Origin of the sequence: Haloarcula sp. H-GB4, from assembly GCF_030848575.1 — an archaeon.
In the GTDB taxonomy this organism is placed as follows: Archaea; Halobacteriota; Halobacteria; order Halobacteriales; family Haloarculaceae; genus Haloarcula.
Genome location: NZ_JAVDDX010000002.1, coordinates 1,388,731 through 1,410,055 on the forward strand (window position 1 = coordinate 1,388,731; position 21,325 = coordinate 1,410,055).

Annotated in this window: 25 protein-coding genes; 15 read left to right on the forward strand and 10 right to left on the reverse strand. The window is 63.1% G+C overall.

Annotated features, from left to right (window positions below; all coding sequences use genetic code 11):
• Positions 1 to 7: 7 nt before the first annotated feature.
• The 3 genes from RBH20_RS15755 to RBH20_RS15765 all read left to right on the forward strand — a co-directional run bounded on the left by RBH20_RS15755 (position 8) and on the right by RBH20_RS15765 (position 2,514).
• A complete protein-coding gene (locus tag RBH20_RS15755) occupies positions 8 to 295 on the forward strand; it encodes a hypothetical protein (RefSeq protein ID WP_306710272.1) in 288 nt (95 codons plus the stop codon).
• On the forward strand, positions 292 to 1,596 hold the full coding sequence (locus RBH20_RS15760) for an NADH:flavin oxidoreductase (protein ID WP_306710274.1): 1,305 nt from the start codon (positions 292 to 294) through the stop codon (positions 1,594 to 1,596). Before RBH20_RS15755 ends, RBH20_RS15760 begins: the two co-directional genes overlap by 4 nt.
• 75 nt (positions 1,597 to 1,671) lie before the next feature.
• The gene (locus RBH20_RS15765) at positions 1,672 to 2,514 is read left to right on the forward strand and encodes an alpha/beta fold hydrolase (RefSeq protein WP_306710276.1); all 843 of its coding nucleotides are present in this window, start codon (positions 1,672 to 1,674) and stop codon (positions 2,512 to 2,514) included.
• Here the strand turns inward: RBH20_RS15765 and RBH20_RS15770 are convergent, their stop codons facing one another.
• Entirely contained in the window at positions 2,515 to 3,060 is a 546-nt protein-coding gene (locus RBH20_RS15770; protein WP_306710485.1) for a MaoC family dehydratase, read from the reverse strand.
• Between the two features lie 300 nt (positions 3,061 to 3,360).
• Here RBH20_RS15770 and RBH20_RS15775 point away from each other — a divergent pair, with 300 nt between their 5' ends.
• From RBH20_RS15775 to RBH20_RS15795, 5 genes are read left to right on the forward strand one after another with little or no spacing between them, the layout of a single operon-like run.
• Positions 3,361 to 3,657, forward strand: a complete 297-nt coding sequence (locus RBH20_RS15775; RefSeq protein ID WP_188975973.1) for an AbrB/MazE/SpoVT family DNA-binding domain-containing protein — start codon at positions 3,361 to 3,363, stop codon at positions 3,655 to 3,657.
• Positions 3,658 to 3,664: 7 nt separating this feature from the next.
• Positions 3,665 to 4,222 (forward strand): hypothetical protein, encoded by a 558-nt coding sequence (locus RBH20_RS15780; protein ID WP_151101217.1) that lies wholly within the window; start codon positions 3,665 to 3,667, stop codon positions 4,220 to 4,222.
• 45 nt (positions 4,223 to 4,267) lie between these two features.
• Positions 4,268 to 4,813 carry a poly(R)-hydroxyalkanoic acid synthase subunit PhaE gene (locus RBH20_RS15785; RefSeq protein ID WP_306710281.1) on the forward strand — a complete coding sequence of 182 codons (546 nt, stop codon included), beginning with the start codon at positions 4,268 to 4,270 and terminating at the stop codon, positions 4,811 to 4,813.
• A gap of 2 nt (positions 4,814 to 4,815) precedes the next feature.
• Entirely contained in the window at positions 4,816 to 6,249 is a 1,434-nt protein-coding gene (gene phaC / locus RBH20_RS15790) for a poly(3-hydroxyalkanoate) polymerase subunit PhaC (RefSeq protein WP_306710283.1), read from the forward strand.
• A gap of 39 nt (positions 6,250 to 6,288) precedes the next feature.
• Complete coding sequence (locus RBH20_RS15795) at positions 6,289 to 6,747, forward strand: TIGR00725 family protein (protein WP_306710285.1); 459 nt, start codon at positions 6,289 to 6,291, stop codon at positions 6,745 to 6,747.
• Between the two features lie 8 nt (positions 6,748 to 6,755).
• Here the strand turns inward: RBH20_RS15795 and RBH20_RS15800 are convergent, their stop codons facing one another.
• The 4 genes from RBH20_RS15800 to RBH20_RS15815 form a co-directional block, all read right to left on the reverse strand.
• A complete protein-coding gene (locus RBH20_RS15800; RefSeq protein WP_306710287.1) occupies positions 6,756 to 6,980 on the reverse strand; it encodes a hypothetical protein in 225 nt (74 codons plus the stop codon).
• Between the two features lie 383 nt (positions 6,981 to 7,363).
• Complete coding sequence (gene thsA / locus RBH20_RS15805; protein ID WP_306710486.1) at positions 7,364 to 9,046, reverse strand: thermosome subunit alpha; 1,683 nt, start codon at positions 9,044 to 9,046, stop codon at positions 7,364 to 7,366.
• A gap of 146 nt (positions 9,047 to 9,192) precedes the next feature.
• Positions 9,193 to 10,188 (reverse strand): AAA family ATPase, encoded by a 996-nt coding sequence (locus RBH20_RS15810; RefSeq protein ID WP_306710289.1) that lies wholly within the window; start codon positions 10,186 to 10,188, stop codon positions 9,193 to 9,195.
• A 146-nt stretch (positions 10,189 to 10,334) separates the two neighbouring features.
• Complete coding sequence (locus RBH20_RS15815) at positions 10,335 to 11,309, reverse strand: DUF5784 family protein (RefSeq protein WP_170096455.1); 975 nt, start codon at positions 11,307 to 11,309, stop codon at positions 10,335 to 10,337.
• Between the two features lie 154 nt (positions 11,310 to 11,463).
• Between RBH20_RS15815 and RBH20_RS15820 the strand changes: the two genes are divergently transcribed.
• Positions 11,464 to 11,637, forward strand: coding sequence for a DUF5786 family protein (locus RBH20_RS15820; RefSeq protein WP_306710291.1), 174 nt, complete (start codon positions 11,464 to 11,466; stop codon positions 11,635 to 11,637).
• Here RBH20_RS15820 and RBH20_RS15825 read toward each other — a convergent pair.
• The 3 genes from RBH20_RS15825 to RBH20_RS15835 are packed head-to-tail and all read right to left on the reverse strand — an operon-like array spanning position 11,624 to position 14,334.
• Complete coding sequence (locus RBH20_RS15825) at positions 11,624 to 12,358, reverse strand: hypothetical protein (protein WP_306710293.1); 735 nt, start codon at positions 12,356 to 12,358, stop codon at positions 11,624 to 11,626. The genes RBH20_RS15820 and RBH20_RS15825 overlap by 14 nt on opposite strands.
• The gene (locus tag RBH20_RS15830; protein ID WP_306710295.1) at positions 12,355 to 13,293 is read right to left on the reverse strand and encodes an NAD(P)H-binding protein; all 939 of its coding nucleotides are present in this window, start codon (positions 13,291 to 13,293) and stop codon (positions 12,355 to 12,357) included. The genes RBH20_RS15825 and RBH20_RS15830 overlap by 4 nt, the downstream gene beginning before the upstream one ends.
• Before the next feature lie 54 nt (positions 13,294 to 13,347).
• Complete coding sequence (locus RBH20_RS15835; RefSeq protein ID WP_306710297.1) at positions 13,348 to 14,334, reverse strand: NAD-dependent epimerase/dehydratase family protein; 987 nt, start codon at positions 14,332 to 14,334, stop codon at positions 13,348 to 13,350.
• Between the two features lie 109 nt (positions 14,335 to 14,443).
• Here RBH20_RS15835 and RBH20_RS15840 point away from each other — a divergent pair, with 109 nt between their 5' ends.
• A complete protein-coding gene (locus tag RBH20_RS15840) occupies positions 14,444 to 14,647 on the forward strand; it encodes a hypothetical protein (protein ID WP_004590055.1) in 204 nt (67 codons plus the stop codon).
• 5 nt (positions 14,648 to 14,652) lie between these two features.
• On the opposite strand, the gene RBH20_RS15845 is transcribed toward RBH20_RS15840, so the two are convergent.
• Positions 14,653 to 15,636, reverse strand: a complete 984-nt coding sequence (locus RBH20_RS15845; protein WP_306710300.1) for a CPBP family intramembrane glutamic endopeptidase — start codon at positions 15,634 to 15,636, stop codon at positions 14,653 to 14,655.
• Positions 15,637 to 15,735: 99 nt separating this feature from the next.
• Between RBH20_RS15845 and RBH20_RS15850 the strand changes: the two genes are divergently transcribed.
• The 3 genes from RBH20_RS15850 to RBH20_RS15860 are packed head-to-tail and all read left to right on the forward strand — an operon-like array spanning position 15,736 to position 16,701.
• Entirely contained in the window at positions 15,736 to 16,080 is a 345-nt protein-coding gene (locus tag RBH20_RS15850; protein ID WP_058993288.1) for a winged helix-turn-helix domain-containing protein, read from the forward strand.
• A gap of 1 nt (position 16,081) precedes the next feature.
• A complete protein-coding gene (locus RBH20_RS15855; protein WP_306710303.1) occupies positions 16,082 to 16,411 on the forward strand; it encodes a hypothetical protein in 330 nt (109 codons plus the stop codon).
• Positions 16,408 to 16,701 carry a hypothetical protein gene (locus tag RBH20_RS15860; RefSeq protein ID WP_306710305.1) on the forward strand — a complete coding sequence of 98 codons (294 nt, stop codon included), beginning with the start codon at positions 16,408 to 16,410 and terminating at the stop codon, positions 16,699 to 16,701. Before RBH20_RS15855 ends, RBH20_RS15860 begins: the two co-directional genes overlap by 4 nt.
• A 53-nt stretch (positions 16,702 to 16,754) precedes the next feature.
• Here the strand turns inward: RBH20_RS15860 and RBH20_RS15865 are convergent, their stop codons facing one another.
• A complete protein-coding gene (locus RBH20_RS15865; protein WP_004516469.1) occupies positions 16,755 to 16,949 on the reverse strand; it encodes a cold-shock protein in 195 nt (64 codons plus the stop codon).
• A gap of 160 nt (positions 16,950 to 17,109) precedes the next feature.
• Here RBH20_RS15865 and RBH20_RS15870 point away from each other — a divergent pair, with 160 nt between their 5' ends.
• Together RBH20_RS15870 and RBH20_RS15875 are read left to right on the forward strand one after the other, a co-directional pair.
• Complete coding sequence (locus RBH20_RS15870) at positions 17,110 to 18,837, forward strand: helicase C-terminal domain-containing protein (protein WP_306710306.1); 1,728 nt, start codon at positions 17,110 to 17,112, stop codon at positions 18,835 to 18,837.
• A 146-nt stretch (positions 18,838 to 18,983) separates the two neighbouring features.
• Positions 18,984 to 21,110 carry a S9 family peptidase gene (locus RBH20_RS15875; RefSeq protein WP_306710307.1) on the forward strand — a complete coding sequence of 709 codons (2,127 nt, stop codon included), beginning with the start codon at positions 18,984 to 18,986 and terminating at the stop codon, positions 21,108 to 21,110.
• Positions 21,111 to 21,325: the final 215 nt, after the last annotated feature.

Here is a 21,325-nt window from a genome sequence, read left to right on the forward strand (position 1 = left end):
TGCACACATGGATCCACAGCGGACGGCACGGCAGCGGGCCAGTGAGCGCGCCCGCCGGGTTGCGGCGACGGTCGACTGCACCACCGGTGTGGCCGCGTACCCGGTCCGCGTGGAGGAACTGGCAGACGAATACGGCAGCGCCGCCCCACCCGCAGAGGATCTTTCGGCCGCAATCGAGCGCAGTACCGACGGCGAGTTCGACTCGCCGACGGAAGTCCGGGCGGCCATCCAGCAGGTGACACCACAGGACAGCGCCCGCACAGAGGCGACGTTCGACGAGCGCGAGCAGTCGTGACCGCGCTGGAGACGCCGCTGCAGATCGGTGGCATCGAGGTTCCCAACCGACTGTATCGTGCACCGGTACTGGAGTGTGCGGGCAACGGCGCGGCCGCCGTCGACACGCTTATCGACGAACTCGAACCGACGGCAGCCTCCGGTGTCGGCCTCCTCTTCCAGGGGGCGAGTATCGTCACCGACCGTGGCGGTTGTGCCGCGCCGAACATGACGCGGGTTCACGACCCGGCCTTCGTCGAGCGCCTTGAACGGCTCACCGGGACGATTCACGACCACGGCGGTCGCATTTTCTTGCAACTGGCCCACGGCGGCCTCCGGAGCATGGCAACGTGGCACGTCGAATACCGCGAGACCCATCCGGACCAGCGCCAGCTCGCTGTCAGCCGCCCGCCTTGGCAACTCCGGGCGCTTGACCGGCTTGGCCTGATTTCGCTCCAGCCGGATGTGCTCTCGACGAACGAGGTATGGGAACTGGCCGAGCAGTTCGGGCGCTGTGCCGGCTACGCCGTTGACGCGGGCTACGATGGTATCCACCTCTCGGCGGCGAACATGAGCCTGATCCAGCAGTTCCTCTCGCCGTTCTACAACCGCCGGAGCGACGAGTTCCGGGACGGCGTTCGGTTCCTCGAAGCAATCCACAACGCCGTTCGGGAACACGCCGGCAATGTGCCACTGGTCACGAAAGTTCCAGCCGAGACCGCTGCGCCGAGTTTCGTTCGAAGGCACCTAATTCGGAGAGATGGCGTAGCCATTGCGACTCGAGCGGCGGCCATCGGCTATGACGGGCTTGTTCCAGTCGAAGTGTCCCCGTTCTGGGACATGAGCATCGTCCGCGGCGCGTTCCCGGATCGGGCCTGGGACGCCAGCGATCTACAGGACGACTACGCAGCGGTCTTCGGTGGCCGACTACGAGCGCGTGCCGTTCAGTTGCTTAACCGCCTGCAGGCCCGCCGTTTCAGCCACGACCCGGGCTGGAACGCCGACTTCTGTCGGGCGGTCCGTGAGCGCGTGAATGTACCAGTATTGCTCGAAGGTGGGCTCCGAACACGTGCCGACTGTGACCGGTATCTCGGAGCAACTGGAGCGACCCCCGCCGCAGACGCGGTCGGGATGGCCCGCCCGTTCTACGCCGAACCGCGACTCGGCGCGCGCCTGCTCGACGGCGCGGACGCGCTGTGTGAGAGTTGTAACAACTGTACCATCCCGCAGGTCACCGGCGAACCAGGTCGCTGTCGAACGCCAGCTATTGTCCGCGAACAGGCCCGACTCCGGCAGGATGGTGCGTACGAGCGGCCCGAGTAACCCATTTTGGTACTGCTGCTGTCATAACTGGGCCGATACAAAGGCTCATACGCGCTCGGTCCCGAACGAATGCCGATGACTACAGGGATTTCGTCCGAACACGTCGAACTGTCCGTCGACGGCGAGGACGTTGACATTCACTACCGGACCGGTGGCGAGGGGCCGCCGATGGTGTTTCTCCACGGTATCGGGCTGGACGCTGCGACCGTCTCGTGGCGACACGCGCTGCCCGCACTTGTGCCGGAGCGAACGGTGTATGCGCTCGACTTGCCGGGCCACGGCGACAGTGACAAGCCCGACCGAACGTACACGACCGACTACTATCTTGAGACGCTGTCCGAGTTTCTCGATGCGCTCGCCATCGAGGAACCCGCACTGGCTGGCCTCTCGATGGGCGGCGCAGTCGCGCTCGGCCACGCGCTCGATGGCGGCCCCGTCGAGCGACTGGTGTTGGTCGACAGCTATGGGCTGGGTGCCGATGCCTACTGGCGAACGGCGGCCAGTAGCGTCCTACAGACGCCGATCCTCGGTAACATGCTCTGGCAGGGCGTAGGGTCGTCCCAATCAGCTATCCGGAACAGTCTCCGCAGTATGGGTCCCGGCGAGCCGCCCCAGCAACTGGTCGAGGATGTTGACAGCGCTGTCGACCGACAGACCGTCCGGGCGATGCGGCGCTGGCAGCGTAGCGAGTTCCGGTGGTCTGGCTTCCGGACTGACTACTCCGACCGGTTAGCAGAAATAGACGTGCCGACGATGCTGATTCATGGGGCTGTTGACCCACTGCTCCCCCGTCGATGGTCCGAGCAGGCTGCTGGGACGGTCACTGACAGCACGCTGAAAATCTTCGAGAACTGCGGGCACTGTCCGCCGCGGGAACACCCCGACCGTTTCAACCGGGCCGTTCGAGCGTTCTGCTGACTACTCTGGCAGGTCGTCGATGAGGACGACCGCTTCGCCGTCAATGACGACTTCGTCGTCTACGAGGACGCGCGTGGTCAGGCGATACTGCTCGTCGCCAAGGTCCTCGACGATCTCACACTCGGCGGTGAGGCGGTCGCCGATACGGACTGGGTTGTGGAACTCCAGATCCTGTGAGAGATAGATCGTCAGCCCCGGCAGGCGTGCCAGCGCTGCGCTGATGAGGCTTCCGACGAGCGTCCCGTGGGCGATACGGCCGCGGAAGCGCGTCTGCTCCGCGAACTCGTCGTCCAAGTGAAGCGGGTTCGTGTCGCCGCTCGCGGCGGCGAACTGTTGCACGTCGTTTTCCGAGATTGTCTTCGTGAAATCGACGCGGTCGCCGACACCGAGGCGGCCCGGGTGGTTTTCGGAGATCGAGACGTGCCATTCTGGAAGGTCTTCGTCCGGTTCGATACGGTCTGCGGGCGTTACGCCATTCTCATCTTCCTGCTGGACGCCGAACGCGGCGAATGCTGCCCGGTTAGCTGCAACGACGCTGTTGAACATATGTGACGATGTTTCAGTCCATGTGTCTAACAGCGGGTTTCGTGGCGATTCAGAACTCATCTGTTCTGGTAATTTATTGGTCGAAGTATTAAACCTTGGTGTTGGTTTCGTCTCAGCTGTCGGTAAACGCCGTCTAACGGGCGTCAGACGCGAATTTGGGGTTACAGTTATCGATGCTACAGGGCGTAGCACGCCCCTCGACGGCCCTGAACCCCTAACACCATTCTCTGCCATTCAATGGTATTCAATGGTTTTCTGCGGAAGGTTTATATTGTTGAGGAGAGTACATGTAGATGACCGATGGCCGACGAGGATGATGGCCTGATGTGGCCTCCGATGTTCAAGGGGATGCAACAGGCGAGCGAGAATGCGATGGAACAGCAACAGCAGCTGATGAAACAGATGTTCGCCAATGGTGGCATGCCGAGCTTCGATATGAATCAGCTCGGTGCCATGAGCCAGATGGCGACGTTCAAGACCCGCGTGCAAAGCGGGGGTCGGATCAGCATCCCCGATGCGGAGCGAGAAGCGCTGGGCATCGACGAAGGCGATATCGTTCAAGCCGTCGTCCTCCCGGTCACTAACAACAGCGAGTAATCCAACAATGGTAGACTACACAACCCCCGTCACGACAGCGTTCGAGATGCAGCGTGCAACGATTGAGCAGAGCCAGAAGGCGCTCGAACAGAGCGTTTCCTTCCAGCAAAACGTCAACAACGCGGTCATCGACAGCCTCGACACACAGGAGTCGGCACAGCGCCGCGGTGTCGAGCTCCAGCAGACCGCGTTCCACAGCTATCTCGACGCGATGGCGTCGACGATGCCCGGCATGACCGAAACTGTCGAGCAGATCCGTGAGACCGTCGACGAGCAGTTCGATTTCCTGCTCGAGAACCACGCCGAGGTCTTCGACAACATGGAAACCGAGCTTGAAGAGGGCGCCGACACCTACGACGAGATGACCGACGAGTACGTTACCGCCGTCAACGATCAGGTCGACATGCTCGTCGAGGCCCACGAGGAACTCGAAGCGCAGTCCGTCGAGGCCGCCGAGCAGTTCGGCGAGCAGCTCGAAGAAGTGCAGGAGCAGGTCGAGGAGATTCAGGAGCAGGTCGAGGAAGTGCAGGCCGAAGCCGCCGACGCTGTCGACGTCGAAGCGTAAAAACGACAGTCGGTTTTTTTGTGCGCCCGCCGCCGAGGTACTATTATGAGTAACACAAACGACATTCAGGAGGAATGGACGGAGATGGTTGAGGAGATGAACAACGCGGTCGCTGACTCGATGGAGCAGAACATGAAGGCCCAGGCGGCTTTCGTGGAATCGTGGGCCGATGCGGTCGAGGATACGATCCCGGAGCAAGAGGACCTTGCCGACGGGATGGATGGCTACAACCGCGCCTACGAGGAGTGGATGGACGCCGCCGAGCAGATGGTCGAGCGTTCGACCGACGCCGCTCGAGGTGAGGACGTCGACCCGGCCGAGTTCCGTGATATCTGGCTGCAGTCCGCCAACGAGGCGTTCAAGCACGTCATGGGCACCTCGGCCTTTGCGGCCGCCAACGGCCAGCTCGTCGAGTCGATGATGGAGATGCAACAGGAAGCGGACGACCTGAGTCAGGACGCTCTGGAACAGATGGGCTTCCCGACACGCGACGACGTTGATGAGGTCGCCGAGCGGCTCGTCGAACTCGAACGCCGCCAGCACGCGGTCGAACAGAAGCTCGACCGCGTCCTCGAACACCTTGAAGAGTAATCATGTCCAGCAATCCCTTCAATCCGTTCGAGGCCGCGCTCAACTGGCAGCGAAAGACGCTGGAGAATATGACCGACGCCGCCGAGACCAGCCAGATCGCTGACGAACGACTGGAGCTGATGGAGTCCGTCGAAGTCGGCCAGACGCCCAGCAACGTCGTCTACGAGGAGAACAAGCTCGAACTCCTCCACTACGACGCCGAAGCCGCCGGCATCGAGGTGCCGGACGAGGAGAAGGAGGACGTGCCGATACTCATCGTCTACGCGCTCATCAACCGGCCGTACATCCTCGACCTGCAGGAAGAGCGGTCGGTCGTCCGACGCCTGCTTGAGGCGGGCCACGACGTGTATCTCATCGACTGGAACGAGCCGTCACGGCTCGACCAGCACCTCACCCTCGATGACTACGTCAATCGCTATATGGACAACTGCGTCGACGTGGTCCGCGACCGCTCCGGGCAGGACGCGATCAACATCCTCGGCTACTGTATGGGCGGGACGATGTCGGTGATGTACACCGCGCTCCACAAGGAGAAAGTTAACACGCTGGGCCTGATGGCTGCTGGGCTGTGCTTCGACCACACTGGCGGCGTCCTCGAAGAGTGGGGGTCCGAGGAGTACTATTCCCCGCAGGATGTCGTCGACACGTTCGGCAACGTCCCCTCGGATATGCTCGACATCGGTTTCGCGCTGATGGACCCGGTTGAGAACTACGTCACGAAGTACATCCGGTTCGCGGAGAACATGGAGAACGAAGGCTTTGTCGAGAACTTCGGCCGGATGGAGCAGTGGCTTGGCGACGGTATTGACGTCGCCGGCGAAGCCTACGTTCAGTTCCTCGAGGACGTGTATCAGGACAACAAACTCTACCGGAACGAACTGGAACTCGACGGTAAGCACGTCGACCTGGACAACATCGACATGCCCGTCCTCCAGCTCATGGGAGAGTACGACCACCTCATCCCGCCGGAGGCCTCCAAGCCGTTCAACGACGTTATCGCCAGCGACGACACGCGAACCATCGAGTTCTCGACGGGCCACATCGGCCTCTCGGTTTCGTCGTCGACGCACGCCGACCTCTGGCCCGAGGTCGCCGAGTGGTACTCCGAGCGTAGCAAAGGGAGCGAAGAAGTCGACATTGAGGTCGAATCCCCCGAGGCGGCTGCAGACGACGCGGTGGACCAGTCGGAACTCACCGACATCGACGTTGACGCGACTGATGATGTCGGTGCCGACGCTACCGAGGATGAAGACGACGCGACCGACGGACCTGCCGATGTCGATAGCGTCTCCGGTATCGGCCCGACATACGCCGACCGTCTGCACGACGCCGGCATCCACAGCGTTGCGGACCTGGCTGAATACGATCCGGCCGAACTGGCCGATATCGCTGAGACCACCGAGTCCCGCGCGCAGGACTGGCTCGACCAGCTGTAATCCGGCGCCGTTTTTCTGTTTCCCGCTGTACGATTAGCCATGCGCGTTTCGGTCATCGGCGGCTCGACAGTCACCGACGAACAGTACCAGCAGGCACGCGAGGCCGGGCGCCGACTCGGTGAGCATGGCCACGATGTCGTCTGTGGCGGCCTCACTGGTGTGATGGAGGCGGTCTGCCGAGGTGCGAGTGAGGCCGGCGGCCACACTATCGGTATCCTCCCAGGCGAGCGCCGGGCCGCCGCAAACGACTACGTCGAGACTGCTATTGCGACCGGGATGGGCAATGCCCGGAACGTCCTCGTCGTGATGAACGGCGCGGCCGTCATCGCTATCGACGGCGGCACCGGGACGCTCTCGGAACTCGGCCACGCCCTCGACATAGACCGGCCGGTCGCCGGACTTGGAACACACCGCCTCGACAGCCCAGTCGGCGACGCTATCGAACACGTTGATACTCCCGCCGAGGCCGTCGAACACGTCGAGTCTGCCGTGCAGTAGCCGCCGTTTCAGTCGAGTATCCGTCTCAGCACCGCCGCAACAACGAGGTTCCCCACGCCGAGCAGCCTGACCCGGCGACGAGACCCCTCTTGTGGCGTAAACTCCACCGACAGTACCCAGCGATAGCCCAGCCGCGCCAGCGACAGTAACAGCCCCGGAACGAGTAGATGGAGCATGCCAGCCAGCGCTGTTCCGGTCCACAGTAGCCGCCGTTCGGGCCGTGTCAGGTCCATACTGTGACAAGGTGCCGCGTCGGTTTGACCGTGGTGCCTGCTTGCGATATGTCTGCTTCATACTCGGGCTAGCCGTTTGGATTGAGGCCACTACTCAAACAGCGTCGACACTAACCCAGGTTGACGATAGAAAATATAGAACCGCGGTGATTGTCGCTTGAATCGACGAGTAGGGCAAGCATCCGGCGCGCTTCGCGCGCCGGTTGAATCGCAGCGAGTGACTACCGCGCCGCGAAGCAGCGCGACAGGGCCCGGGTTTCGTATGTATGGCTTGCCTCGCGGGTCACTTCGTCGTCGGGCGGCGGTGCCGCCCGACTGCCTGCGGGACCTTCGGTCCCGCTCTGTTCCCCGCTCGGCTTACCGAGGTTTCTCCGAAACCTCGCTTACATCATGCCGCCCATACCGCCGCCCATGCCGCCCATGCCGCCGCCCATTCCGCCGGGCGCGCCGCCTGGGCCGCCAGGTCCGCCTTCGTCCTCGTCGTCGTCGCCCTGGCCACCCTTGAGGTCGCCAGCAGCGATGACGTCATCGATGCGGAGGATCATGACGGCTGCTTCGGTTGCGCTTTCGACGGCCTGGGTCTTGACACGGAGGGGCTCGACGACGCCGTCCTCTTCCATGTCGACGACCTCACCGGTGTAGGCGTCAAGCCCGGAGGTGACTGCGCCACCGTCGTGCTTGCTGCGGAGGTCGACCAGCGAGTCGATCGGGTCGAGACCAGCGTTCTCTGCGAGGGTGCGCGGGATGACGTCGATGGCGTCGGCGAAGGCTTCGACGGCGAGCTGTTCGCGCCCACCGACGGAGTCGGCGTGGTCGCGCAGGCCGAGTGCGAGCTGCGTCTCAGGGGCACCGCCGCCGGGCAGGACCTTGCCGTCCTCCAGCGTGGCGGCGACGACGCCGAGCGAGTCCTCGATGGCACGCTCGACTTCGTCGACGACGTGTTCGGTGCCGCCGCGGAGAATCATCGTGACAGCGCGGGCGTCCTCGACGTCCTCGACGAAGATACGCTCGTCGCCAGCGATGTCCTTCTGGGCAACGGAGCCGGCGAAGCCGAGGTCGTCGGCTTCGATGTCGTCGATGTTCGAGATGATGCGCGCGCCGGTCGAGCGCGAGAGCGCCTCGATGTCGGACTTCTTGGCGCGGCGAACAGCGAGAATACCTTCCTGCGCGAGGTAGTGCTGAGCCATGTCGTCGATGCCCTTCTGGCAGAAGACGACATCAGCACCGGCTTCGGCGAGCTTGTCGACCATCTCCTTGAGCTGCTCCTCTTCCTGGTCGAGGAACTGCTGGAGCTGGTCGGGGTCGGTGACGTTGACCTCGGTGTCGAGCTCCGTTTCCGGAACCTCGATGGCCGTGTCGAGCAGGGCCACGTCGGCGTCCTCAACGGCGAACGGCATGTTGTCGTGGACGCGTTCCTTGTCGACGATGACGCCTTCGACGAGTTCGGACTCGTCGGTTGCGCCGCCAACGACGGTTTCGATCTGGATGTTGTCAGTGTCAACGCTGCCGTCGTCGTCGACGACGGACTGTGCGGCGCGGACGACGAGTTCGGCGAGGACGTCCTTGGAGGACTCCGCGCCCTTGCCGGTCATCGCGGTCGCGGCGACCTTTTCGAGGGTCTCCGTGTCGTCAGCGTCGACGTCGATGGCGTTGTCTTCGAGGATTTCCTTGGCCTTCTCGGCGGCCTGGCGGTACCCCTGGGCCAGGATGCTGGCGTGGATGTCTTGGTCGAGGAGTTCCTCGGCCTTCGAGAGGAGTTCGCCGGCCATGACGACCGCCGTGGTCGTACCGTCGCCCACTTCGTCTTCCTGGGTCTGGGCGACCTCGACGATCATGTTGGCGGCGGGGTGCTCGATGTCCATCTCATCAAGGATGGTGACGCCGTCGTTCGTGACGACGACCGAGCCTGAGTTGTCGACGAGCATCTTGTCCATGCCCTTCGGACCCAGAGTCGTCCGAACGGCCTCGGCGACGGCCGTCCCGGCCGTGATGTTCATCGACTGCGCGTCCTTTCCGGATGTCCGCTGGGACTCCTCGGAAAGTACAATCATGGGCTGGTTGCCCATCTGCTGTTGAGCCATAGTCAAACGATGATTGAATGTGATTCTATATAAAAGCTACGGTGGCGGGCGGTGTATCGCCCTATTGCACGCCACACTCGACGGTGTGATACCGTATAACGTGGGTGGTTTATATACCCGTTTAGTGCCGCTTAGCGGCCCATTCCGAACCGACGGTGGCGTAGTTCCGGCGTAATCTGGATGCGGGAGATGTCCTGTCCGGTCCGGTACCAGACGAACGCCGCCCTTGTGAATAGTTCACGACACTCGATACGGACTTCCCGGGGATTGCCATCGGTCCGCTCGTGGATATCTTCGATTGCGGCCCGGATAAAAAGGTCCGGGGCCTGTCCCTCGTAGGGTTCGTCCCGGAAGTACGCCAGCGAGCGGGCGGCGTACTCGGCCACGTCGTCCGGCGAGAACGGGTCGATACCCTCATAATACCGTAGTCGGGAGTCGAGCGTTCCCCGGATTTCTGCCACCCGCCGTTTCCCCTCCGGTGTCCCGGTGAGGAACAGCCGAACGCCGGCGTCCCCGGCCACCTGCAGCGGCGACAGCAGGTCCGCCTCAAGCACTTCGATCTCATCGACGACCAGCAAGAGCGTCTTGCCGTCCTCGCGCACGCGGCGAACGATTTCGTGGACAGCGTCTTTCGCTTCGGCGGTCGCCCACGGAATCCCATCACGGACCTGCGAGTAATTGCGCTGGTCGATGGAGTAGCCCGCAGCGTAGGCGGCGGTCAGCACCGTCTGATAGAGTTTCCGCGGCGTCGTCTCGCGGGGATTGTCCAGATGCGTGATGACAAAACCCTCGTGTTTCGAGAGGTCACGCAGGACAATTTCACGGAAGGCCGTCTTTCCGGTGCCGTAGGGGCTCACCAGTCCGATGTGCTGGTCCTGCAGGAGCCAAGACGTGACTTGATTCAGCATCTCGGTGTCGTGGCGGACGTACAGCGGTTCAGGCATATGGTCCAGCCCGGCTTCCTCAGTAAACGGGAGGTCCGTCACGGTGTCGGCCGTCCCGCCCAGCGCCTCACCGAAGGCCAGCAGCCGTTGTTCGACCTCCTGTAGCTGGTCCAGTAACACGCCAGCGGCGGCGCTCTCGGAACGTTCTTCCTCCTCGGACCGGAGCGATTCGAGTCGGTCCATTACCTCCGAGACCGACTGTCCCGCGCCGCTAGAACCCGGTTGCTCTGTGTCGTCCACCACGGCTATCTCTCTCAGCCTTACCCGTCCGGCGCGTTATATGTTACGCCCCGGATTTCGAGGAAGATAACGTGACCTGGCCGTCCTGCTTAGAACGGCAGTGGAAACGGAACCGAGCCGTAGGCGTACCCTTCCATGCTGCCGTCCGGTCGAGCACGGAACACGATAGTCGGCGAGTATCCCACGTCTGGCTGTTCGCCGTAGACTCGCCGCCAGTCGTCATCCGGGAAAGAACTGCAGTCGACCACGAGGACCGCACCGGGGTGGGCCGCTAGCTGGTCGCGTGTCTTCGCGTCGCCGGACGCCTTCACCGCACCGACGGCAGTGTCGACCTGCCGCCGGGATGGCGGCCGAGGGCGAGTGACCTCGACGAGCGTGTCTTCGACCCGGAAATCGACGGAGTGGCCGGAGTCCAGTTCGACCTCGGGCCTGATGTCGTTGCCCGCATCGACGAGCAGTTTGGCGACGTTGAACTCGCCCATCGTCGCTCGCATCCGCGAAAGATCAAACCCCTCGCTAGTCCCGAGTTTGCTCGCCATCGTGTAGCGGTAGTCGTCAAGCGCCCCGGTCGCGAGGAAGTCGTCGTAGAACGTCAGTCCATCCTCACGGTCGGCGTCGGGGAAGCCGCCGGCGTGGTCCCGAAAGAACGTCCGTGTCGACTCCCGGCCGTCCTTGGAGAGAAACACGGGCAGGAAAAAGTGCGCCAGCGTCTCGTACTCAGTGAGCCAGGGGTCCTCCACCTCTAGCTGGGCGAATAGTTCGCGCTGGACCCACTCGCTAATCTCGTCGGGCACCTCGTCGAACGTGTACTTCTCCGTCCGCCACAGCGTCTCCGGTGTCTCCGTATTTCCGACCCAGTACGCCCGCTGGCCGTTCCAGCAAAACAGCGCCAGATCGCCGTTGTCCATCTCCAGTCGGCGGGCGGCCCAGCCCTCCGGCGGGGCGAACCACGGTCCGTTCATCGTCGCACCGAAGGTGTTCTGTAACGGTGTCAGCAGGTCCGTCCGGACTCGCTTTTCACTCCATCGCTCGTTCGACTGTCGCAGACGTAAGGGACCAGCCACAGGGTCGTGTAGATGGTCAGTGGTCTTGGGCGTTCCGCCCTGTCGAAGCACCCTCTTTTGGACCGTTCGACTGCTCTGTTGCCCGTGTGGTACGGTTTCTGTGACCACCGTTACATTGATAGTCACTACCAGCCAAGTTTCACCGTGGTAACCTATGTCGATGGGAGCGTACGACGACGACGAACACGAACGCCGTGAGCGCAAGAACAGCGAGGTCGAACTGGCGGAAGACGATGACCGGAGTACATACCACGGGAGCGTCGACTACGACGGTGACGAGTCGACAGAAGAGTTGCTCGACCAGTTCAAGCAGATTAACTCCGACTGACTGCGGCCGTTCTCGACCGGTAGCGCAATAGCCCGACAGAGACGGCCGTCACCGCTGTGACGGCTAACACATGGCCGATTAGTGCCGCGAGCAGCACCGGCTGGTCGAGCACGAACGGCACGAGTACGAGCTGGAGGACGCCAAAGCCCCAGATCTCTAGGTCGGCCCGTATGAACACCCGTGCTGTCTCGGGGTCGAACCGGTAGCGAGCCGACCGCCACAGACCCGTGACGCTGGCCCACCACCCCGTCCCGATGCGGTAACTCACATCCCAGAGAATGAGCAGTGTCAGGTACACGACCAGTACCGGGGGCTCCGACCCGAACAGTCGGCCCAGTAACGGCATCGAACTGACCTGCGGGTCGAACACAAACAGATGGGTAAGCAGTGCGATGTACGCGAGGACGGACAACACGACTTCGACGTTCGAGGCGAACAGCAGCGCACGGTAGGTCGGTGGCACGTCGATACGCCGGATGAGTGTACTGATTCGCAGCATCTCTGCGCTTCCGATGGTCGCGACGAACACGACGACCGTGCCGGCGATTGCGGCGCTCCAGACCTCGTAGTACCACGACAGGGCGATGATGGCAACCTCGAAAATGAGGAGCTGAATCGCCATCGCCGCCCACGTTGGGAGCCGGATCCCTGGCAGTGCGCCGATGATACTCTCGTACACCCACGTCTCGCCGTACTCGGGGCGGGCGCTGTCGCCGCTCATCTGCCGGCACCACCCGTGGCTGCGGCCGCCTGTGTCGCTTCGCGGCTCCGCGGTTCGCTGAGGGCCAGCCTGACCGCGTCTGCGAACGATGTCGGGTCAACGGCGAACTGTGCCTGCGCAGCCTCGGTGTCTGCGACCACCGGCGTCTTCAGCCCGTGGATGAGCGGGCGGGCGACGCTCGATGGCACATCGGTCATGAGCGCGACCCAGTACGCCGACAGCTTCGGCGTCAACACCGGTATCGGCACGATCGTCGGCTCACCGGTCCCCATGAGTCGCCCCGTCTGCTTCAGGATCTCAGCGTATGTCAGTACCTCCGGCCCGCCGATCTCGTAGGTTTCGCCGGCTGTTTCCGGCTTATCGAGCACGTCGATCAGGTACGCGATGACGTCATCGATAGCGATCGGATGACAGTCTGTCCGCACCCAGCGTGGTGTCAGCATCACGGGCAGTCGCGTCGTTAGCTCGCGTATCATTCGAAAGCTTGCCGAGCCCGCGCCGATGATGATGGCCGCCCGGAACGTCGTCAGGTCGTACCCGCCGTCCCGGAGAATGAACTCGACCTCGCGGCGTGACCGGAGGTGCTCGGACAGCGTCTCGTCGTCCTCGCCGAGGCCGCCGAGGTAGACGACCCGGTCGACACTGGCCTCGTCAGCCGCCCGACGGAAGTTCCGCGCTGCCCGCCGGTCCCGCTCGGCGTAGTCGCTCCCGGCACGCATCGAATGGACCAGATAGTACGCGACATCGACCCCAGAGAGGGCGGCGTCGAAACTGCCCGCGTCGAGCAGGTCGCCCGTCGCCACGTCGACGCCGTCTGGTGGGTCGTACTCGCTCGGGTCGCGAACGAGCGCGCGGACGCTGTGGCCGGCCCCGAGGAGCGCCGGGACGAGATGGCCCCCGACGAACCCTGTCGCACCGGTCACGAGCACATGCATACCCTTCCTGCAGGACGGGACGGGGTTAAAACCGTGGTCTGTTCGTGTCGCCTCTCAGGACTGTCGAACGAGCGGCTCGTACCAGTCACGGTTGTCATGGTACCAGTCGATGAACTTCGCGACCCCCTCCCGAATAGTGTGGTCCGGGTCGTAGCCGAGAAGTTCCTCGGCGCGATCGGTCGCGGCGTGGGTGTGTTCGGCGTCGGCGTCGTGGCGTTCCTCGTAGACTAGATCGAGGTCCGGGTCGATCTGGTCGCGGATCTCCGTCGCGAGCGTCTTGATCTCGATGTTGTCAGTCGACCCGATGTTGACCGCCTTGCCGTCCGCGGCGTCCTCGTGGAGCAACGTCATGTTCGCGTCGATGACGTCCTCGATATAGGTGAAATCTCGCGTTTGCGTGCCATCACCGTAGATAACCGGCGGCTCGCCGTTGTGACACCGGGAGACGAAATTCGAGATTGCCATGTTCGGGCGCATCCGCGGGCCGTACACGGTGAAATAGCGGAGGGCGACGGCGGGGAGGTCGTACACTTCGCTGTAGGCACAGGCGTAGCGCTCGGCGGCGAGCTTCGACGCACCGTAGGGTGAGACGGGGGTCGTGGGGTGTTGCTCGTCGTATGGCAGGTACTGCGGGACGCCGTAGACGGAGGAGGAAGAGGCCATCACGAACCGCTCGATACCTTCGTCGCGGCAGGCGTCGAGGAGGTTCAGCGTGCCGTCGACGTTGACCTCGTCGTACTTTCGTGGGTTCTTGACGCTCGGTCGGACGCCAGCCTGGGCGGCCTGATGATAGACGTAGTCGGCGTCGGCGACGAGGTCCGTCACCAGCTCTGCGTCACGCACGTCGCCCTCGATGAACTCGTAGCTCCCGTCACTGTTCCGGGCGGCGTCCCGCCCCGCTTCGACGTTATGCTGCTTGATATCCAGATCGTAGAACGGGTCGCGGTTGTCGAGCACGACGACATCGTGGCTGTCGGCGGCGAACCGCTGTGCCAGGTGACCGCCGATAAACCCGGCACCCCCTGTGACCAATATTTGCATTATCTGAATGGTGCCCGTCGGGCGACAAAAGTATGCCGAGAGTTAATGACGCTGAACTGTTCGAAGGGGCCAGCTACCTTGAAGTGTATACAGTGCATAAACGTCGGAAATGGCTTCCAGAGCCTGCGATGGGTGTGATACGAACGTTTCGATAGCTGGCGGCATTGCCAACATCTGGTCGCAGGAGTCCAGACCGACTGAGGGCATCGTCCTCGAACTCGGAGACGACACGGAGCATTTCCTCTGCTATGACTGTATCGACCGGCTACCCGACGATCAGGAAGTGACTGCGGCGGATGTGGCCGCCCTCTAACGTCATCACGTCTCCCGTTCGGGTCTTGGCGTCCACTGTGTCACGCGCTCGTCGATTCTGAGATGGCCGTCGCGCCAGCGAACGTATGCCAATATCAGAAGCCCTCCGATGACAGCAAAGACAGTGAAGACGACCCCTTCCTCGCCGACCCATCGAGGTGGACCGACGATTTCGACGGCGAGCAGTTCGGGGGTTTGTTGTGAGTGGCCGAGACCGAACACCGCGCTCTGGGTGAAGTTGTACCAGACGTGAAAGCCGATCGGGAGCGCGAGGTCGCCGGTGAGTACGTACGCACCGCTCAAGACGAGTCCGGCCAGTAGGTAGTAGCCGTACTGGCTCGGGTGATCGATCTTCCCGCCGTGCAGGAAGGCAAAGACGAGCGCACTCAGGAGCACCGCGAGCCCGACCGCCGCCCACCGCGGAACCAGTTCATCTGCCCCCTCGGCGAGGTTCTTCAGCATCGCACCGCGGAAGACGACTTCCTCCCACGCTGCTGCGAGAGCAATGTAGCCGAAGACGACGCCCATCGCCGGGAGGAACGGGAGGTCGCCGGCTCCCTCCGCGACCCCGACGACCGTGGCCCAGCCCGCACCAACAGCGACGGCAAGCGCACCGGCGTTGATGACGGTTGCTATCGCGCCGCCGACGGCGAATGACTGCCACCAGCGGCGGTCGAGTGACAGCCCGTACTTGCCGACGGAGCGGCGGTCGAGGAGACGAGCACTGACGAACACAGTGGCGACGAGAATCGCCCCGATCCCGGCCGCTTCGATCGGTTCTCGGATCGGATGTGTGAACCGTGATCGAACGACAGACTGTAGCGCCGCGAGGACCAGAAACGACAACACCGCCGGAAGCACTGCGCGCAGCGGCGCTCTGACCCTCCTGTCTGCACTGTTCCAGACCGGCCAGCGGAGTCCCGAGGCGGCCCGCTCGACCACGCTCGCGGTCGCTTGGCTGTCTCTTTGCTCCGGTGAATTCGGTGACATAGATGGACTGCCGGCCGGAGCAGACGTATCACCGCGGGCACCGCTTCCGGGTTGGAAGCCGGTGAGACTTTTTATTGTACTCCGCTCGCTGGAGCGACTATGGACGCGGTCGGCGACGACGAACTGCTCGCGCTACTCGAAGACGAGTACGCGCGGGCCATCATCGCTGAACTCACTACTGGACCGATGTCTGTCTCTGAACTCTGTACGGCCTGCGAGATGTCTGATCCGACGGCGTACCGCCGCCTCGACCGACTGGAGGCCGCCGACCTCGTCGCCGAACGGCAGGCCGTCGACCCTGATGGCCACCACTACAAGCGCTACGTCGCGACCGTCGAGGACGTGACGGTCACGTTCGCCGACGGGACGTACGACATCGCTGTCACGCGGTCCTCGCAGGACCCGGCGGACCGATTCACCGACCTGTTTGAGGGGCTGTCCTGAGATGCTCGCGACACTACTACAGATACGCACGGGCTGGACCGATCCGGGCATCGCGCTGGCCGTTATCGCGCTCTCGCTCGTCACAGTTGCACTTTCGGCCGCCATCGCCGTCGTCTTGATCCGTGGCTACCGCCGCGGCCCCGGCCGGACCGGCATGCTGACCCTCGCTGTCGGGCTTCTCCTACTCACGACTGTCCCGGAAACCCTCCGTATCGTGCTCCCCACGGCCACTGCCGTCGGTACCGTCGGGCGCTCGCTCCTCGTGAGTGCCTGCGAACTGTCCGGACTCGGAACGATTCTCTGGACCGTTTACGGCGGTGAGTCGTCGTGACGGTGGTCCTCGACTTGCTCGCGCCGGATCTCGTCGCGGAACTCTCGCGGGCCCTGACAGCCGCCGTCGGACTGTTCGTCGCATCGCTGGCCTATCGCGGCTACCGGCGCAACGACGCGTCGAAGATGCGATGGCTCGCCGTTGGTATCGCGTCGCTGACTGCCGGCGTTTACGCCGCCGTCACCGTCGCTGACTGGGCGGGTGCCGGAGAAGGGGTCGTGTTACTCGTCAGGGGGCTCGTGACCGTTGCAGGGCTCTGTGCCGTGCTGTACGCGCTGCTTGTCGAGTGAGTGTCGATAAGAACAAGTGTCAGATACGGTCGCTGATCGACCGGAAATCTGCCTTAGTTGCGGACGACGTTCGTCGCGCGGGGGCCCTTGTCGGCCTGTTCAATGTCGAATTCGATTTCCTCGCCTTCTTCGAGGTCAGGGCCGCCAACGTCTTCCATGTGGAAGAAAACGTCATCGTCCGCGTCCTCAGTCGAGATGAAACCGTAACCGCCTGTGTCGTTGAAGAAATCAACCTTACCGTTTGCCATTGCAAATATACGTACAGGGGGTATATGTATAAGCATTCCGAGAGTAGAAGTACCACGACCGTGTGCCTGTGAACACGACTCATGCCGTCGTCACGGATAGCTGCTGACGCACATCCGGCGACAAGAAAGGTTTACGCCGCCTCGTCCGTTGCTTTCTCGCGTGTACCCCGCACGGATTACCGACGAGTTCCCCGCCCCATCCTACCGGGGCAACCAGAAGCAGGCTCTGGCTGATATCCGTGCGGCCTTTGAGCGCGGCAAGGACGTTGTCCTCGTTCGCGCACCGACCGGTAGCGGCAAATCGTTGCTCGCTCGGGCCATCGCCGGGTGTGCCCGGACTGCCGGCGATGCCGCCGTCGAGCAGGTCATCGACGCCTACTACACCACGCCACAGGTCTCGCAACTTGACGATGTGGCTGAGGACGCCCTGCTGGAAGACCTCTGTGTCATCCGCGGGAAGAACAACTACGACTGCATTCTTCCCGGTGAGACTGACACACCGGTGAATCAGGCCCCGTGCGTGCGCGAACGAAAGTTTGACTGTCAGGTCAAGCACCGCTGTCCGTACTTTTCCGACCGTGCCATCGCTTCGAACCGGCGCATCGCCGCGATGACGCTCGCCTATTTCATGCAGACCGCCGGCAGCGACGTGTTCGGCAAGCGCGACGTGGTCGTCATCGACGAGGCCCATGGTCTGGGCGAGTGGGCAGAGATGTACGCCACTATCGACCTTTCGCCGCAGTCTATCCCGATGTGGAACGATATCGACGTACCGGACATCGACGGCCTAGACGAGGCCATCGCTTTCACGGAGCGCGTCGAACACCTTGCCGAGCGCCGCGTGAAGGAACTACGGCAGAAGGCGGAACTCACCGGTGAGGAAGTCGCCGAGCGAGACTCGTTGAACACGCTCCGGCAGGACCTCGGGTGGTTCCGCGAGGACTACACCGACACCGAGAGCGCGACCACGTGGGTCGTCGACCAGGCCGACGGCGAGCACGCACCGGTGACGATCAAGCCGATGAACCCGGAGCGATACCTCAAACACACCGTCTGGGACCGTGGCAATCGCTTTGCCCTGTTGTCGGCGACCATTCTCAACAAGGAAGCGTTCTGTGCTAACGTCGGTCTCGACCCGGATAACGTCGCACTCGTGGAAGTCGGCCACACCTTCCCCGTCGAGAACCGCCCGTTGTACAACGTCGCTCAGGGGAAGATGACCTACGAGCACCGCGACGACACGCTGCCGGACATCGTTCGCACTATCGTGCGTATCATGGCCCGGCACACGGACGAGAAGGGACTGATTCACTGCCACTCGTATGCTATTCAGGAGCAACTGAAGACCCTCCTTGACGACTTCGGAGTCGGCGCTCGCGTCCGCACCCACGACAAGGAGGGTCGAGACGGAGCGCTGTCCGCCTGGAAGCGCAGCGACAACCCCGACGTGTTCCTTTCGGTGAAAATGGAAGAGGCCCTCGACCTTGAAGGCGACCTCTGTCGCTGGCAGGTGCTGTGCAAGGCCCCATATCCGAACACTCGCGATTCTCGTGTCGCCCGACGGCTCGAAGACGACCAGTGGGGCTGGTACTACCGGACGGCACTGCGGACGGTCATTCAGGCCTGTGGCCGCGTCGTCCGCGCGCCCGACGACTACGGTGCGACATACCTCGCGGACTCGTCGCTGCTTGATCTGTTTGAGCGCGCCGACCACGATATGCCCGACTGGTTCCGCGCACAGGTCGATCGCCTCTCACAGCCCGACCTGCCGCGGTTCGCGCCGGACCAGGCGCTCTCGGCGCTCAGTTCGGACACGAAACGCCGGCACGACCGCTCGCGCTCGCGGTCCGGGGATGGTAACCACCCGCTCTCGGACGTGTGGGACTAACGGCCACGCCGCCGACGCCCAGTAGACACGACCGATGTCTATCACGTGTTCGCTGGCGGAACTGTTCATCGTGCTCGGTGTGACCCTCGAATCCGGATGTTTCGACTAAACATAATTTTTTAATGACATCCACTAGACCAAACGGCATGGACGAACTCCCCGCGGATGCGGTCTACGACTTTCGGCGTCCCACGGACGTCGCGGTCTCTCCGGACGGCGAGTACGTTGCCATCGTCGTCTCCGAGGCCGCCCCTGAAGAGGACGAATTCCGCCAGTCTGTCTTCGTCCTGCCTACCGACGGCAGTCGCGACCCACATCGGTTGAGCCGGGCCTCAGGTGCCTGGAACATCGAATGGTCGCCTGACGGGTCACAACTGGGTGTGGTGATGGTTCGTGACGACGACCTGGCACTCCGCGTCGGTCGCGATAACGATGGCGAGACTGACGAACCGGACACTGAGACGGACGACGAGACGGCCGAGGCGACCGACCCTGACGCCGACGATGGGCCCAAACCGCAGGTCTGGGTGTACGACCTCGAACTGGGTGGCGACGCGCGACAGGTGACCAAACGAGAACACGGCGTTCGTGACTTCGACTGGGGGCCGGCGGGCGAACGGCTCGTCGTTTCGGCGCGCGACCCGACGGACGAGGAACAGGCGTACCTCGAACAGCGCCAGGAAAACGGCCCGATAGAAACCGAACGCCTCCAGCACAAGTTCGACGGCGAGGGCTGGCTCGATACGGTGACGACCTACCTGTTCGTCGTCGATGTCGACACACGCCAAGAGCACCGTCTCGACGACGCCCACGGCGGCGGGATATTCGAATCGATGTTCGGTCTCCAGCCCGCCTGGCACCCGACGGACGACCGAGTCGCCTTCTGTGCGTACCACGGCGAGAACGGCGACGATACGAACGTCTATGATGTTCACATCGTCGACATCGAGAGTGATGAGGTCGAACAGGTGACTTCGGGGGAGTACTCGGCGGTCGAACCGACCTGGAGCCCCGATGGCGAGCGCCTCGCGTTTGGTGCACAAAACCCCGAGAACCCGTACGTACCCGGTGACGTCTGCGTGGCCGAGGCCCCGGACGACTACCGCGTCGTCACCGCGGGCCTTGACCGAACGATTAGCCGGCCTGGCGCACCGACGTGGGTAGACGATACGACACTGCTTGCGAGTATCGGTGACGAAGGGCGGACCAGATTCGTTCGCCTCGACGCGACGGGCGGCCACGAACGCGTCTTCGACCGACAGAGAAACGACGAAGCACACCGCCAGTTCGACGTCGGTGGCGGAACGGTCGCGGCAGTTCGAAGTCATTCTTCGGAGGGGACGGATGTCTACGCGATGCCCGTCGACGGACTCGACGTCGATGATGACGGGCCAGACCCGCGGCGGCAACTCACCGCACTCAACGATGGCGTCCTTGCGGAGTATGCGCACCCGGAGACGACCCGGCTCACCGTTGAAAGCGATGACGGGACCGAGGTCGAATGTATCGCCCACTACCCCCCGGAGTTCGATCCGCTCGACCCGGATCCCCGGCCGACGCTGTTGTGGATCCACGGTGGCCCGATGGCCTACGACGAGCCGGGTTTCGATCTCCGTACGAGCTTCTGGACGACGCGCGGGTATCTCGTCTTGCACGTCAACTACCGGGGCTCGACCTCGTACGGGCGGTCGTTCTGTGAATCGTTACGGGGAGCTTGGAACGGCGTCGAGGTCGAGGACCTGCTCGCAGGCGTCGACGAAGTGGTTGAGCGCGGTTGGGCGGACCCCGACCGACTCTTCGCTGGTGGGTTCTCCCAGGGCGCTGTCAACACTGCATATCTCGTTACCCGCACTGACCGATTCGCCGCAGGTCTCGCCGAACACGGCATCTACGATATACGTTCGGCGTTCGGTACCGACGACACTCACAAGTGGTTCGAACACGATTACGGCCTCCCTTGGGAGAACCCGGATGCGTACGAGGCAGCTTCCTCGATTACTGATGTCGGCGACATCGAGACCCCACTGCTCCTCACCGCCGGTGAGGAGGACTGGCGCTGTCCGCCAACCCAGTCCGAGCAACTGTACCGTTCGCTCAAGAAACGTGGCGTCGACTCGAAGCTCGTCGTCTACCCCGACGAACACCACAGCGTCAGTGACCCGGACCGGGCGATACACCGCCTCGAAACGCTTGATGAATGGGTTGCCCGATTCGACCCCGGTCGGGAGGCAGGCGACGTTGCGACCGAAGATTCGGCTGGCGACGCTCGGTGACCACCGACCCGGGCTTTCGTCCCGTCCGTCGGACACAGCCGCTGTCAGACCCTTGGATTAGAAGAAGGCGAAGGCTAACCCGTAAACCACCGACGACCCGACCATCAGGCCGACGAGAATGATGCTAATAATCTGCTGTCTGTCCATGCTCTCCTCTTGAGCACTCGCCTAATTAGGCGTTACGACCATCTGTTCGGGGCTGTTACTCGTCCGCT

What these genes read in the sequence shown, in the direction of transcription:
- RBH20_RS15770 (WP_306710485.1), bottom strand. Translation starts at nt 3,060, where the DNA reads ATGTTCAACAGCGTCGTTGCAGCTAACCGGGCAGCATTCGCCGCGTTC.
- RBH20_RS15855 (WP_306710303.1), top strand. Translation starts at nt 16,082, where the DNA reads ATGCTCGCGACACTACTACAGATACGCACGGGCTGGACCGATCCGGGC.
- RBH20_RS15780 (WP_151101217.1), top strand. Translation starts at nt 3,665, where the DNA reads ATGGTAGACTACACAACCCCCGTCACGACAGCGTTCGAGATGCAGCGT.
- RBH20_RS15830 (WP_306710295.1), bottom strand. Translation starts at nt 13,293, where the DNA reads ATGCATGTGCTCGTGACCGGTGCGACAGGGTTCGTCGGGGGCCATCTC.
- RBH20_RS15865 (WP_004516469.1), bottom strand. Translation starts at nt 16,949, where the DNA reads ATGGCAAACGGTAAGGTTGATTTCTTCAACGACACAGGCGGTTACGGT.
- RBH20_RS15850 (WP_058993288.1), top strand. Translation starts at nt 15,736, where the DNA reads ATGGACGCGGTCGGCGACGACGAACTGCTCGCGCTACTCGAAGACGAG.
- RBH20_RS15795 (WP_306710285.1), top strand. Translation starts at nt 6,289, where the DNA reads ATGCGCGTTTCGGTCATCGGCGGCTCGACAGTCACCGACGAACAGTAC.
- RBH20_RS15845 (WP_306710300.1), bottom strand. Translation starts at nt 15,636, where the DNA reads ATGTCACCGAATTCACCGGAGCAAAGAGACAGCCAAGCGACCGCGAGC.
- phaC (WP_306710283.1), top strand. Translation starts at nt 4,816, where the DNA reads ATGTCCAGCAATCCCTTCAATCCGTTCGAGGCCGCGCTCAACTGGCAG.
- RBH20_RS15775 (WP_188975973.1), top strand. Translation starts at nt 3,361, where the DNA reads ATGGCCGACGAGGATGATGGCCTGATGTGGCCTCCGATGTTCAAGGGG.
- thsA (WP_306710486.1), bottom strand. Translation starts at nt 9,046, where the DNA reads ATGGGCAACCAGCCCATGATTGTACTTTCCGAGGAGTCCCAGCGGACA.
- RBH20_RS15765 (WP_306710276.1), top strand. Translation starts at nt 1,672, where the DNA reads ATGACTACAGGGATTTCGTCCGAACACGTCGAACTGTCCGTCGACGGC.
- RBH20_RS15875 (WP_306710307.1), top strand. Translation starts at nt 18,984, where the DNA reads ATGGACGAACTCCCCGCGGATGCGGTCTACGACTTTCGGCGTCCCACG.
- RBH20_RS15820 (WP_306710291.1), top strand. Translation starts at nt 11,464, where the DNA reads ATGTCGATGGGAGCGTACGACGACGACGAACACGAACGCCGTGAGCGC.
- RBH20_RS15810 (WP_306710289.1), bottom strand. Translation starts at nt 10,188, where the DNA reads ATGGACCGACTCGAATCGCTCCGGTCCGAGGAGGAAGAACGTTCCGAG.
- RBH20_RS15840 (WP_004590055.1), top strand. Translation starts at nt 14,444, where the DNA reads ATGGCTTCCAGAGCCTGCGATGGGTGTGATACGAACGTTTCGATAGCT.
- RBH20_RS15825 (WP_306710293.1), bottom strand. Translation starts at nt 12,358, where the DNA reads ATGAGCGGCGACAGCGCCCGCCCCGAGTACGGCGAGACGTGGGTGTAC.
- RBH20_RS15800 (WP_306710287.1), bottom strand. Translation starts at nt 6,980, where the DNA reads ATGGACCTGACACGGCCCGAACGGCGGCTACTGTGGACCGGAACAGCG.
- RBH20_RS15835 (WP_306710297.1), bottom strand. Translation starts at nt 14,334, where the DNA reads ATGCAAATATTGGTCACAGGGGGTGCCGGGTTTATCGGCGGTCACCTG.
- RBH20_RS15785 (WP_306710281.1), top strand. Translation starts at nt 4,268, where the DNA reads ATGAGTAACACAAACGACATTCAGGAGGAATGGACGGAGATGGTTGAG.
- RBH20_RS15755 (WP_306710272.1), top strand. Translation starts at nt 8, where the DNA reads ATGGATCCACAGCGGACGGCACGGCAGCGGGCCAGTGAGCGCGCCCGC.